11 protein-coding genes and 1 tRNA gene are annotated in these 11942 nt (G+C 64.7%); 6 read left to right on the forward strand and 6 right to left on the reverse strand.

What is annotated here, in order from left to right; translation table 11 throughout:
* Nucleotides 1-41 precede the first annotated feature (41 nt).
* From WG922_RS21220 to WG922_RS21230, 3 genes are all read left to right on the forward strand, one after another.
* On the forward strand, nucleotides 42-983 hold the full coding sequence (locus tag WG922_RS21220) for a recombination directionality factor (RefSeq protein WP_340285026.1): 942 nt from the start codon (nucleotides 42-44) through the stop codon (nucleotides 981-983).
* Entirely contained in the window at nucleotides 983-1450 is a 468-nt protein-coding gene (locus tag WG922_RS21225; RefSeq protein WP_445322867.1) for a JAB domain-containing protein, read from the forward strand. The genes WG922_RS21220 and WG922_RS21225 overlap by 1 nt, the downstream gene beginning before the upstream one ends.
* A gap of 990 nt (nucleotides 1451-2440) precedes the next feature.
* Nucleotides 2441-2806: a hypothetical protein gene (locus WG922_RS21230; RefSeq protein ID WP_340285027.1), complete on the forward strand. Its 366-nt coding sequence runs from the start codon at nucleotides 2441-2443 to the stop codon at nucleotides 2804-2806.
* 413 nt (nucleotides 2807-3219) lie between these two features.
* On the opposite strand, the gene WG922_RS21235 is transcribed toward WG922_RS21230, so the two are convergent.
* Nucleotides 3220-4515 carry a hypothetical protein gene (locus tag WG922_RS21235; protein ID WP_340285028.1) on the reverse strand — a complete coding sequence of 432 codons (1296 nt, stop codon included), beginning with the start codon at nucleotides 4513-4515 and terminating at the stop codon, nucleotides 3220-3222.
* A 9-nt stretch (nucleotides 4516-4524) separates the two neighbouring features.
* Nucleotides 4525-4713 (reverse strand): DNA-binding protein, encoded by a 189-nt coding sequence (locus WG922_RS21240; protein WP_340285029.1) that lies wholly within the window; start codon nucleotides 4711-4713, stop codon nucleotides 4525-4527.
* Nucleotides 4714-4845: 132 nt separating this feature from the next.
* Here WG922_RS21240 and WG922_RS21245 point away from each other — a divergent pair, with 132 nt between their 5' ends.
* Nucleotides 4846-5829 carry a hypothetical protein gene (locus WG922_RS21245; RefSeq protein WP_340285030.1) on the forward strand — a complete coding sequence of 328 codons (984 nt, stop codon included), beginning with the start codon at nucleotides 4846-4848 and terminating at the stop codon, nucleotides 5827-5829.
* A 79-nt stretch (nucleotides 5830-5908) separates the two neighbouring features.
* Here WG922_RS21245 and WG922_RS21250 read toward each other — a convergent pair.
* Nucleotides 5909-5984 (reverse strand) — tRNA-Arg (locus WG922_RS21250).
* 130 nt (nucleotides 5985-6114) lie between these two features.
* On the opposite strand from WG922_RS21250, the gene WG922_RS21255 reads away from it, so the two are divergent.
* Nucleotides 6115-7062, forward strand: coding sequence for a c-type cytochrome (locus WG922_RS21255; protein WP_340285031.1), 948 nt, complete (start codon nucleotides 6115-6117; stop codon nucleotides 7060-7062).
* Here the strand turns inward: WG922_RS21255 and WG922_RS21260 are convergent.
* The 3 genes from WG922_RS21260 to WG922_RS21270 form a co-directional block, all read right to left on the reverse strand.
* Complete coding sequence (locus WG922_RS21260; RefSeq protein WP_340285032.1) at nucleotides 7055-7615, reverse strand: DUF2946 family protein; 561 nt, start codon at nucleotides 7613-7615, stop codon at nucleotides 7055-7057. The genes WG922_RS21255 and WG922_RS21260 overlap by 8 nt on opposite strands.
* A 35-nt stretch (nucleotides 7616-7650) precedes the next feature.
* Nucleotides 7651-8409, reverse strand: a complete 759-nt coding sequence (locus WG922_RS21265) for a sulfite exporter TauE/SafE family protein (RefSeq protein WP_340285033.1) — start codon at nucleotides 8407-8409, stop codon at nucleotides 7651-7653.
* A gap of 526 nt (nucleotides 8410-8935) precedes the next feature.
* Complete coding sequence (locus WG922_RS21270) at nucleotides 8936-10561, reverse strand: GMC family oxidoreductase (protein ID WP_340285034.1); 1626 nt, start codon at nucleotides 10559-10561, stop codon at nucleotides 8936-8938.
* Between the two features lie 255 nt (nucleotides 10562-10816).
* Here WG922_RS21270 and WG922_RS21275 point away from each other — a divergent pair, with 255 nt between their 5' ends.
* Nucleotides 10817-11932 carry an MlaE family ABC transporter permease gene (locus tag WG922_RS21275; RefSeq protein WP_445322868.1) on the forward strand — a complete coding sequence of 372 codons (1116 nt, stop codon included), beginning with the start codon at nucleotides 10817-10819 and terminating at the stop codon, nucleotides 11930-11932.
* The last annotated feature ends 10 nt before the right edge of the window (nucleotides 11933-11942 follow it).

Raw genomic sequence — 11942 nt, forward strand, 5'->3', positions numbered from 1 at the left:
CGCTATATGCCGTGCATCAACCAATCTCAAAGGAGCTGACCATGCTCAAAGGACTCGCTTTGACACCCCCAATCCTGGGCCGCATCACCATCGGCAAAACCGTCGAGCGCAACGGCAAGCGTCTGCCGGACAAAGACGACGAGTTCACCATCACCAGCCAGGTGCACGGCCCCGAGGGCTGGGTACGCCATCCGCTGGACGAGGTGCTGCGCAAGCCGGGCACCAAATTGCGAAGCATTCCGGTGTGGCTGCTGTTCAACGACTCGGAGTTGTCCCTGCGGGCCAACTACAGCCTATTTGACCGCAGAACGGGCCGGCCGCTATGCGTGGGCAATGGCACTACCTGCCGACGCTCGACGGCCGCAGGTGTGCAGACGCTGCCATGTCCCTCGCCGGAAGCCTGTGAGCTGGCTGCCGGCGGCGCCTGCAAGCCCTACGGGCGGATGAACGTCAGGATCGGCGAGGACGATGAGCTGGGAAGCTTCATCTTCCGCACGACTGGCTTCAACAGCATTCGCACGCTCTCGACCCGGCTGAAGTACTTCCATGCGGTTTCGGGCGGGCAGCTAGCGACCCTGCCGCTGGAGTTGCGCCTGCGAGGCAAATCGACGACGCAGTCGCACGGCAGCACGATCTACTTTGTGGACCTGACCACCCGGGCGGGCATGACGATCGCCGAGGCGGTTGCGCAGGCAAGAGTGCAGGCGCAAGAGCGGCTTGCCGCTGGCTTCGATCAGAGTTTTCTGGACGAAGCCGCCCGTCAGGGGCTGGCTAACGGCGCATTCGAGGAGTCGGCGGAAGAGGGCGCTGCTGTGGTGGAAGAGTTCTTCCACAGCGGCGGCGCGCCGGACGCGATTGCACCGCCTCGAGCAAGTGAAGCCGCTGCGGCTGCGACCCTGACGGAGAAGCTTGCGCGCAGGTTGGACGAAGCGGTGCTTGCCCAGACGCCTCAGACGGCTTCACCGCGGACGGAGCAGGCGTGATGAACCCGGCTGACCACGTGGGCACAGAGCCTTCGGACGAGGAGGTGATCCTGCAGGCACTGCGCATCTTGCGCGCGCGTTTCCAAGAGCGCGACGTATTCGCCAGTCCCGACTCCGTCAAGGACTACCTGCGCCTGCAGGCGCAGGGACTGCCGTACGAGGTGTTCGCGGTCATGTTCCTGGACTCGCATCGTCGGCTGCTTGCCTACGAGCCGCTATTCCGTGGCACGTTGTCACAAACGGCCGTGTACCCGCGCGAGATCCTCAAGCGGGCACTGGCCGTCAATGCCGCGGCGGTGGTGCTGCATCACAACCATCCAAGCGGCGTCTGCGAACCTAGCCGCTCGGACGAGCTGCTCACGAGCACCGTGAAGGCCAGTTTGGCGCTCGTGGATATCCGGGTTCTGGACCACATTATCACGAGCGACTTCGGCGCGCTGTCGATGGTTGAACGCGGTCTGCTGTGAGCCTTGGCATGATGAGTGAGGTGCGCTGAAGATCGGTCAGACGACAGGCGAACAGTGAGCTGCAGACACGTTCGCCGGGAGCAGGGCATGCGAATCCGCTGTGGGATGGGGGCTGTTGAAAGACCTGGCTTCCATCGCCAGCGCGGCTTCGATTGCCAGCGCCATGCCTACTCCAAGCATCGCCTGCTGTCAGCGGGACAGCGGTGAGATGTGGCATGGTCGCGGCGCGATTTTCCCCCCGGACCCCCCTGAGATCTTCCTCGCCTTCCTCTCACTCCTCCTGTGAAGAGGAGTTCTCTTCTTCCTTCTCTCTCTTATTAATTAACAAAATAGACGGACTGGCGTAGCCCTGACTTTGTATGCCGGGTGCACGGCAGCACCCCTGCGCCGTACATAACATGTGTTGTGCGGTAAAAATTTACTTGAATGGGCCTATACAGACCGCATGACCCGGGCACTTCTGGCAGCACTTACATTGCTACGGCGTTAGAAGGCATCGAGCCAAGCGCTCAGATCCTTTGCTGACTTTGCAGACCTGACCCGTTGCCTTGGATCGCGTTAATCTTCACCATCTATGCTTGCCAGACCTTCGGATCTGGCATCTGCGTGGCCAGCTTCTTTTTTTGCGGGTGAAGCGCTGGCAGAGGCCCTCCTCAGAGGCCGCTTTCCCACTTGTTTGGACATAGCAAACGTAGAAGGAAGGGCGGTGTGCAGTCGTGTCTTGATGAGTGGCCTAATCTGAAGTCGCCCTCTCGGAAATGGGACGGGCGGGCGAAGCAGCGCTTCGCCACGCCACGGGCAAGACGGCATAAAGCGAAGCCGACAGCTTCGCAAATGACTCATCAATGTGGTTGGGCAAAAGGAACTCCGGGGCGCCGTTGCCGACGCACGTTCCTTTTGCCGCGGCCGCTACGGCACGCTCTCTCACATGAAGGAGGGTGTCCAGTAAAAATTGCCTGACATCAAGCGCAGCAGCGCTGACGAGATGCCATGGCTCCGCCCGTTCTTGCGGTCCTCGATTGCGTTCTTTCGGGATCCGAGCGGTCGCTTGTAAGCCTCGGTGATGTAAACCTGACCCACTGCGCCGAAGTGACCTACCTGGGCAACGATGGCGGCCTTTTCGCCATCGATGTTGACCGAGGGGCAAGCACGCTGAAACGAGAGCCCGTGCTGGCGCTGGGCAGCGGATTGCCTGAGAAGGTCAACTCCCACCGTGACATCGGTGGCGCAGCCAATGCGCAGATGAACCGAGGGTTGTATGTCGCTTTGGTTGCCGTTGTCCCACCCCTTCTTTGGTGGCTACTGGGATTCGCCGCCCGACGTGGGAAACTGTCTGTCCCCAATGCCGCGTATTGATTGGCACCTGAGCGGCGAGGGGATATTGAACGCCTGGTTATTCGCTACGGGGCAGCGCTGCCCGTGGTGCTGTCCGGTTTCTTTTGCTTCACGTTCTGGCTTGCCACGGAGACGAATTCCGCGCCACGAGGCATGGCCCGGATGGATCGCGCGCCTTCTTCTTCGCACTGTTCATCTCCCTCATCGCCGTGCTGACTTGGTTGACAGCCCTGGGCCGGCACTTGCGCGCAGACGCTGCCAGACGCATCGGAGAGCTGCTGAGTGCGGCGCAACGCAGCGGCAAGTGGGACACCCTCGCCCAAAGGAGTAGCCTCTCTTGCCGGCGCTGTCTTTGCCGCGAGTCAATGCGCCGCTTCCAGGCCGGAGGTACCGGAAGTGGCCCCACTTCCGGTACCTCCGGCACGTGCCGCGCATCAAAAAGGGATGTCGCCATCCCGCAAGTTGTTCGGCAAGTACATCCAGCTCGGGATTTGCGTCACGCCGGGGATGATCCAGAACGACCTGCCATCGAAGCTCCGGCCTGCGCCAAGGTAGCCCAGGAGCTTGGCGACAGACAGTGCGTCCCTCATCGTGGTCGGTGCGATCCCGCGATGCAGCTTGCCCGCCGCCTGCAACTCCCTGCTGCTGGTCGGCCCGTGGTGACGGATGATGTCCACTGCTAGTTCCACCGCGGCGCGTTGCGCAACTGTCAGGTCGATGCTTTCCGCCATTCGAAAGGCCTCCCGAGGATCTCCGTATCCGACGACGCCCCACGTGATGCTGGTGGTCTCCACCAGATCCACCGCGGGAACGAGAAAGAAGCGGACATTAAGGGAGTGCGGAGAAGCTTGCGCAAGGCGCATCAACATGAACTCCGCAGGCGCACCCGCCTGCGGTGCCAGTGTCTTGGAGCGCAGCGGAACCGCAAGCAGCGTGCCGCGCACGCCCCGCAGCGCTTTGGGAATGCGTTCGAACGGATCCACGCTCCGGTTTGTGGATTCGACGACGACGAGCACCAGGCAATCCGCCTCCTCGGCCACCTTGTTCATCGCCTCAACCGCTGCATCCACACAATCGTCACGGAGTCCCTGCGGAAAGGGGCCGGCATCGATGATCACTGCAGCAGTTGCTCCTCGCGGCTGACCGGCCAAGGCCTGTTCCAGTACGGTGATCGGCTCCTTCCAATTGAAGCGGCGGGGCGTGCATCGCGTGAGCACCTTCTTCTCACTGGGAAAGAGTGACGAAACAGCAGCTCGCATGGCCCGGTCGAGGTCGGGCGTGTGCGTGGTGAACAAGACGTCGCCCGGATAGTGGGCGGCCCCGAATGGCACCATCCCTCTGCCGGACAGGAACGCGCCGAAGTAGGCGGGCAGTGCGAAACTGCATGCGCCTGGCGCGGTGACCAGGAGAGTGACGCCCTTTTTTTTCAGCAGGTTCACCGACTGCCAAGGTGCCGGCTCGTAGGGTACGTTCTCGAGCGGCTGGAAAGCGACCGTTTCCGGGTTGTGATCAGGCGCGGCCGACGGCGCTGTTCCGCGAGGCGCGTCGGCACTGGAGGGCTGCTTGTCAGCAGCACTTTCGCCCTTCACGCGCTCCTCGGACGCTGATTTCGGCGCTCTCGTGGGTGTCGGTACGGACCTGCTGTTCACGCGCCGCTTCTTCCGGACCTCGACGTGAATAGTCCGGGTCTTGGGCGTCCCACGATCTTCAGGAGTTTGGTTCTGAGTCATGTTGATCCTTCAGCGCTTGACCACCACTACGTTGGGCCAGTCCCAGCGATTGTTGGCCAGCTTGACCGGAACCACGCCGTGATACCCGCCGGTCTTGCACAGCTGCTTCAGCACGGTACCGGGCTTCACGTGATTGCGCGCGGCAAAGCGCTCGGTGGGCACCCTTTCAGGGTTCGTGTCTACAACTTCCTTCGTCATTGCACTCTCCTTGCCGCGATCTCCGTCGGGACGATTCGCCGACGTTCACGGGTATGGAGAACTGTAGAAATCGATGCACTACCTGACGAGGTAGTCTCCGGAAGCCCCAACCCTCCCCCAAGTTCCCGCCCCATGACCAAGCCGAAATACGAAGACGTTCTGTACTCGTACATCCAGAGAAATGTCCGCAATGCACTTGAACTCGAGTACGTCAGCAGAGCGTGCGAAGTGGTCGACCCCCAGGGAATGAAAGCGCTGAGAGATCTTTCAGCCGAACTAGAGGCGTTTTGGCGTGCTTTTGGCTTCTCTGACACTCAAATACACGGTGAGCACCTCTTGGACCTCGCCTGGGACACACTCCAGGTGGGATTTCCGATGACAAGGTTGCATACCCGCGGCTTCAAACCAGAGTTCCTGGAGGCCATTGACAAGGGGCTCAGTTCAGTGCGAGCAGCGTTTTCCGCCCGCATGCACCTGCTGGACATCCCAGTGGCGCGGTTCTATCGGGTTTGCGATCTGCTCTCCAGAACCGATCTTCCCGCCGTCATCGTAAAGATTGAAAAGGGGCTTCGCGTTGCACGCAAGTACACGCAGAACGACGACGTCCCGCTCGAGCATTTTCAACTCAATCTTCGCGAACCGATTCATCTGCATCCATCGTTCCGCTACACGACGTACAACGTGGACGGCACCAAGGCATTCGGCATCGAAGTCGACCTTGCCGGAGAGTTTGATCTCTTTGCTTGGCAACGGCAGCTCAACGAATTTCAGTACCAGTACGCCTTCAGGAGGGGGTTGGTCGCCGGTTCACATGACGCAACCACGCGGCCACTGATCCAGGATTTCCTGAAGAGAGAGCATGAAGGCAGTCAGAGCAGGTACGACGTGCCCAGCTTTCCCCGCTTGTTGCCGCTCCTGACCGGACTGCACTGCTGGGACCGGAACAAGCGCGATCGCATACCGTTGGAGATTGCGTTCGACGAAACGAGGGCGCTTTTCGACGGTGAGAACGTGGTGGGCAACCATCGGACGCACTACCGGGAGGCGAAGGCACGCATCCAGGAGACGGCAGCTCGGTTGAGGGCGGAAGCCGCTCAGCTGGATCGCCCGAAGTGAGATCGCGGTAGCGCGTACACAGCGCTTACACGAAGCTAGTAGCGCTCGCCGAAGAATTCGACGAGGCCGGTGTTTTCATTGGCGCGGCTGGCGGGGATCGAACCCACGACCCTTGGCTTCGGAGGCCAATACTCTATCCACTGAGCTACAGCCGCATTCGGGAAGCGGCGATTATCACCCAAGCGCAGCGTCCTGCTGCCGGGCGGCAGGTCAGCGAAAGGCACAAGGGCCGCCGCCTATAATCGAGGGTTTGTTTTCACAGCCCCCGCATTTCCCGAGGACGCCATGAGCGACAGCACGCAGGAAGAGAACCACACCGGTCCGATCAAGACGCCCCTTCAGTTGCTCTGGGCCGCGTTCTTCGCTTTCGTCGTGCCTGTGTTCGTCATCATTGGTTTGGTCGCCTATGTGGTCTCGGACAGCCAGCCTTCGGGCAGCAACATGTCCGTGCGGCACGAGCTCGGTGGTGTGACTGCAGACGCCTTGCAGCGCAATTTGGCCGAGCGTATCCAGAAGGTCGGAACGGTCGAAGTGCGCGACGCCAACCGGCCCCTGGCTTCCGGTGAGACGGTTTTCAAGGCGCAGTGCGCTGCGTGCCACGTCACCGGTGCCGCCGGTGCGCCCAAGCTGGGTGCCAACGCCGACTGGACCGCGCGTATTCGCACCGGTTTCGAGGCGCTCGTGACCTCCGCGCTCAAGGGGAAAGGCGCGATGGCACCGCAGGCGGGTGGCGACTTCGAGGACGTGGAGATCGCCCGCGCGGTGGCGTATCTCGCGAATTCCGCCGGCGCGAACTTCGCCGAGCCCGATCGGCCTGCCGCGGGTGCGACCACTGCAAGCGCACCGGCTGATGGAGCAGCAGCTGCTCCTGCTGCAGCCGCTGCGCCTGCGGCGACTGCTGCGCCCGCTGCGCCCGCTGCAGCCGCTGCGCCTGCTGCAACCGATGCACCGGCGGCAGCCGCACCCGCCGCATCCACCACCGTCGCAGCCGCGGGTGGCGGTCAAACCTTCTACAACCAGGCCTGCGTCGCCTGCCATGCCGCGGGCATCGCAGGGGCGCCCAAGCTCGGCGACAAGGCTGCGTGGGCCCCCCGCCTGTCGGCTGGGGTCGATGGCCTGCTGCAGTCCGTCATCAAGGGCAAGGGCGCCATGCCTCCCAAGGGTGGCGCTGCGACGGCAACCGAGGCGCAACTAAGGGCGGCCGTCGAGTACATGGTGGGTACTGTCAAGTAGGCTCGCGCTGCGGGGCTGCAGCCGCTCCAAGCTGCCGCTCGCGGGCGGGGCTGCGCACAAATCCGAACCGCCGCGGCAAGTCCGCGGCGTTTGTCATTTCCGGCTGCCAGATTCCGGCTTCCACCGCGTCCGCCGCGATGCCCATGTCGAGCGTGTGCACGAGGCCGAAGCCGATGTCGGAGTCGAGGTAGAGCCGGCCGAGTTCGTCGGTGACGCAGGCTCCAGCTTGCGCGGACTGACCCGTGTGGGCGCGCAGGCGCAGATCGGCGTCCAGCCGCCAGATCAGCGGCGTGCACTCCAACTCCACGTAGACCCGCTGAGGTCCGTTCTGAAAGAACCAGTGGCCGAGTTCGTCCCGTGCGTAGTTGCGGTGGATGAACTCGATCAGTTTGTCGTGCCGCAGCAGCGAGCCCTTGTGCTGCGGAAAGGGGCCGGCCGCCTGCACGCGGTCATCGCGCATGTACCAGCCGCCACGGGCGTCCAGTCCCAGCCACCCCCAGCAGTGCGGCACGTTGGGCCACTTGGCCATCGCTTGGCGCACGATATCGTCCATCGACGCATTATCTGGCGCGTCGTGCGCTGTGAGGCTCAACCGCCGAACGCGTCCCAGCCGGTCTTGAGGATGAGGGCCGAGACCACCACGATGAAGACGCCGCGAACGAACGACGCGCCGTGACGCAGCGCCATGCGCGTGCCCAGCAGGCTGCCCACGACGTTGGCGATCGCGAGGGCCAGGGCGTAGTGCCACCACACGTGGCCCTTCAGCGCGAACAGCGTCAGGGCAGAGAGGTTGGTCGCGGTGTTCAGCAGCTTGGCCGCGGCCGAGGCGTGCAGGAAGTCGTAGCCGAGCCAGCGCACGAACAGGAACACGAAGAAGCTGCCGGTCCCCGGGCCGAAGAATCCGTCGTAGAAGCCGAGCACCAGGCCGATGCCACCGGCTACCAGGCGCTCTGCGCCTCGCCCGAGCGCCGGCGCATGGTGGCGGCCCAGATCCTTGCGCGCGAGCGTATAGGCCAACACGCCCAGCAGCACCAGCGGCAGCAGCTTGCGCAGGAACTCGCCAGAGACCACCGTCACCGCCCATGCGCCTACGAAGCCGCCGATCAGCCCGGCACCGGCTGCGGGCAACAGTGCGTGCCAGTTCATGTGCACCCGCCGGCTGAACTGCAGCGCAGCGATCGAAGTGCCCCATACGGAGGCACTCTTGTTGAGGCCGAACAGGCTCGCGGGGGCGGCGGTGGGGAAGATGGCGAACAGCGCCGGCACCAGGATGAGACCCCCTCCGCCGACGATCGCGTCCACGAATCCCGCCAGCAGCGATGCGGAGGTCATCAGCAGCAGTTCCATCCGCGGGATTGTGGCACTGGCTCAGCCGTGCAAACTTGGACTTGGACTTGGACTTGGACTTGGACTTGGACTTGGACTTGGGCTTGGGCTTGGGCATCGTGGCGACACGGACGGCGTGAGGCGCGTCAAGGCGCATGCTCTGCCTGCGCGCCGCGAGGCGGGCTCAGCGACCCCAAGGTGACCTTCTGCTGAAGACCTGTGCAGAGGTGACGTCCGGCTTCCGTTTTCGAGGTGGGTAGCAGGTGCACGGGCCCGCCTTGCCTCCATGGCATCGATGTCGCGAAGACACCGCGCCGCTGCGCGTTGGCGTCGGAAGGCGCGACTCCAATGACAAAGGCGCCCGAGGGCGCCTTTGGCGGGCATCGTTCTTGATGCCGGGTGAGCATTCGCTCTTTTCGCTTGTCTCCTCGGACCTCTCGACTGTGCGCCGGGCGACCGTCGCGAGATGGGTGGACTGTACCCACCATGGTGCACCACAGCATCGGGAATTTCCCGTTAACCCCTTTGCCTTACCGGGCGTGCTGCATCACGGTGCATCGAGCATCCATTCGGCGGCCTTCTCGGCCATCATCAGCGTCGGTGAGTTGGTGTTGCCACTCGGGATGGTCGGCATGGCGCCGGCATCGACCACCCTCAGCCCCTGGACGCCGTGCACGCGCATGCGGGAGTCGAGCACCGCCATCGGGTCGTCGGCGCCTCCCATGCGGGTCGTTCCGACGGGATGGAAGATGGTCGTGGCGATGTCTCCGGCCAGGCGGGCGAGTTCGTCGTCGGTCTGGTACTGCGGGCCCGGCTTCCACTCCTCGGGCTGGTATTTCGCCAGCGCCGGCTGCGAGACGATGCGCCGCGCCACGCGCAAGGAATCGGCCGCGACCTTGCGGTCTTCGGGCGTGCTCAGGTAGTTCGGCGCGATCATGGGCGCATCGGCAAAGCGCGGACTGCGGATGCGCACCCATCCGCGGCTGGTGGGGTTCAGGTTGCAGACACTCGCCGTAAAGGCGTTGAAGGTGTGCAGAGGCTCGCCGAAGGCATCGAGGCTGAGGGGCTGGACGTGGAACTCGATGTTCGGCCACGGGTGTTCCGGTCCGCTGCGCGTGAAAGCGCCCAGTTGCGACGGCGCCATGCTCATGGGGCCGGTGCGTCGCAGGGCGTATTCGAGACCGATGCGCGCCTTGCCCCACCAGCTCGAGGCGAGCGTGTTGAGGGTGCTTACGCCCTGCACCTTGTAGACCGCGCGGATCTGCAGATGGTCCTGCAGGTTGGCTCCGACACCAGGCAGATCGTGCAGCACCGGGATCCCGTGGGCCTGCAGCAACTCGCCCGGTCCGATGCCCGAGAGCTGCAGCAGCTGCGGCGATCCGATGCTGCCGGCCGACAGCACGGTTTCGCGACGCGCCCGCACCGTGACCAGTTCCTTGCCATTCCACACCTGTGCGCCGGTGCAGCGCAGCGCCCCGTCGGGGCCGGGCTCGAGCGTCAGATGGGTGACATGCGCCTGCGTCCACATGGTGAAGTTGGGGCGACGCGTGCAGATCGGGCGCAGGAAGGCCTTGGCGGTATTGAGCCGCCAGCCGTTGCGCTGGTTCACCTCAAAGTAGCCGACACCCTCGTTGGTTCCGCGGTTGAAGTCGGGCGTCGGCGGAACGCCCGCTTCCTGGGCGGCGCGCACGAAGTCGTCGAGGATGTCCCAGCGCAGGCGCTGGCGCTCCACGCGCCACTCGCCGCCGGCGCCGTGCAGCGCGTCGGCGCCGCCGTGGTAGTCCTCGTGTCGCTTGAAATAGGGCACGCAGGCTTCCCAGCGCCAGGCGTCGTCGCCGGTCGCGGCGGCCCAGCCGTCGTAGTCGCGCGCCTGCCCGCGCATGTAGATCATCCCGTTGATGCTGGAGCTGCCCCCCAGCGTCTTGCCTCGGGGATACCGCAGCACGCGGCCGTTCAGTCCTGCGTCGGCCTCGGTCTGGAACAGCCAGTCGGTGCGGGCGTTGCCGATGCAGTAGAGATAGCCCACCGGGATGTGGATCCAGTGGTAGCTGTCCTTGGACCCCGCCTCGATCAGCAGCACGCGCGTGCCCGGGTCGGCCGACAGCCGGTTGGCCAGGAGGCAGCCGGCCGTGCCTGCGCCGATGACGATGTAGTCGAAGAAAAGGGTGCTCATGCGCAACGAGGATGGGTGCCGCCGGAGCCCGCCAGGCGTGCGCGCCTTGTGCGGCCCGCCCGCGGCCGGGCATCGCAGTCTAGGGCGCTCGGCGTTGCGAGGGGATAGAGTTTGCCCGCTGTGGAGCTGGCCATGGCCGGGGAAGCGGCCGCGCGATGCATCCGCGCGAAGCGTCCCGTGCATCACGTGTGCTTCGCGCCGTGGCGGTCTCTCCTACAGCCCCTGCGCCGCTGAGCCTCTACCATGGGCCGCAGCATGGTGGATGCTGCGCCCCGACTCGAGCCCCCCCGCGCGCCTGGCGCGGCTGCCTGCCTGCGCGGGCAGTGGACGGCTGCGCAGTTCGCCCGTCCGCGGCAGCTGCGAGACCTGCTCGCCGCCATGGCCGCCGTGCCCCGCAATGCCGGCTGGGACCTGCGCGAGGCACAGCAGCTCGACCACATCGGAGCCCAGGTGCTCTGGGAGCACTGGGGCCGCCGCTGGCCTGACGCAATCGAGGCGTTGCCTGCGCAGCGCGCGGTGCTCGAGCGCGTGGCGCGCTACACCACCGATGTGCCGGAGCCGGCGCGACGCGGCCTGCGCGCGCGCTACTTCGAACTCGGCGCCGGCGTGCTCGGTGCACTGCACGCGTTGCGGCTGTTCGTCGTGCTGGTGGGGCAGCTCGCCCTCGACCTGCTGACGCTCGCCCGGGCGCTGCGACGAGGCCCCTGGAAGGACTTCTCGGGTCATCTCTATCGCATCGGCGCCACGGCGGTGCCGATCACCGCCCTCGTCGGCGTGTTGATCGGCGTCGTGCTGGCCTACCTGACCGCACAGCAGCTGCGAACCTTCGGCGCCGACGCGTTCATCGTCAATATCCTCGGCATCGCAGTGATCCGCGAGCTCGGGCCCATGCTGGCAGCTATCCTCATCGCCGGTCGCTCGGGCTCGTCGATCACCGCGCAGATCGGGGTTATGCGTGTCACGGAGGAACTGGACGCGATGCGTGTCATGGGCATCTCGCACAGCTTTCGGCTGGTGTTGCCGCGCACCATGGCGCTGGCCATCGCCATGCCGCTGCTCAGCACCTGGACGACCCTGTGCGCGCTGGCCGGGGGAATGATGGCAGCCGACCTGTCGCTGGGCATCTCGCCAAGCTACTTCCTGTTCGCGCTGCCCGATGCGGTACCGGTCGGCAACCTGGTTCTGGCGTTGGGCAAGTCGGTGGTTTTCGGCGTGCTGATCGCCCTCATCGCCTGCCATTTCGGCCTGCGCGTACAGCCCAACACCCAGTCCCTCGGCGAAGGTACGACCGCCTCGGTGGTCACCGCCATCACCGTCGTCATCGTGGTGGACGCGCTGTTTGCCGTGGTATTCCAGGACGTGGGGTTATGAGCCGCCGTGC

Origin of the sequence: Ramlibacter sp. AN1015 (genome assembly GCF_037726105.1) — a bacterium.
In the GTDB taxonomy this organism is placed as follows: Bacteria; Pseudomonadota; Gammaproteobacteria; order Burkholderiales; family Burkholderiaceae_C; genus Ramlibacter.

What these genes read in the sequence shown, in the direction of transcription:
- WG922_RS21225 (WP_445322867.1), top strand. Translation starts at nt 983, where the DNA reads ATGAACCCGGCTGACCACGTGGGCACAGAGCCTTCGGACGAGGAGGTG.
- WG922_RS21260 (WP_340285032.1), bottom strand. Translation starts at nt 7,615, where the DNA reads ATGGACGATATCGTGCGCCAAGCGATGGCCAAGTGGCCCAACGTGCCG.
- WG922_RS21265 (WP_340285033.1), bottom strand. Translation starts at nt 8,409, where the DNA reads ATGGAACTGCTGCTGATGACCTCCGCATCGCTGCTGGCGGGATTCGTG.
- WG922_RS21255 (WP_340285031.1), top strand. Translation starts at nt 6,115, where the DNA reads ATGAGCGACAGCACGCAGGAAGAGAACCACACCGGTCCGATCAAGACG.
- WG922_RS21240 (WP_340285029.1), bottom strand. Translation starts at nt 4,713, where the DNA reads ATGACGAAGGAAGTTGTAGACACGAACCCTGAAAGGGTGCCCACCGAG.
- WG922_RS21235 (WP_340285028.1), bottom strand. Translation starts at nt 4,515, where the DNA reads ATGACTCAGAACCAAACTCCTGAAGATCGTGGGACGCCCAAGACCCGG.
- WG922_RS21230 (WP_340285027.1), top strand. Translation starts at nt 2,441, where the DNA reads ATGGCTCCGCCCGTTCTTGCGGTCCTCGATTGCGTTCTTTCGGGATCC.
- WG922_RS21270 (WP_340285034.1), bottom strand. Translation starts at nt 10,561, where the DNA reads ATGAGCACCCTTTTCTTCGACTACATCGTCATCGGCGCAGGCACGGCC.
- WG922_RS21245 (WP_340285030.1), top strand. Translation starts at nt 4,846, where the DNA reads ATGACCAAGCCGAAATACGAAGACGTTCTGTACTCGTACATCCAGAGA.
- WG922_RS21275 (WP_445322868.1), top strand. Translation starts at nt 10,817, where the DNA reads ATGGTGGATGCTGCGCCCCGACTCGAGCCCCCCCGCGCGCCTGGCGCG.
- WG922_RS21220 (WP_340285026.1), top strand. Translation starts at nt 42, where the DNA reads ATGCTCAAAGGACTCGCTTTGACACCCCCAATCCTGGGCCGCATCACC.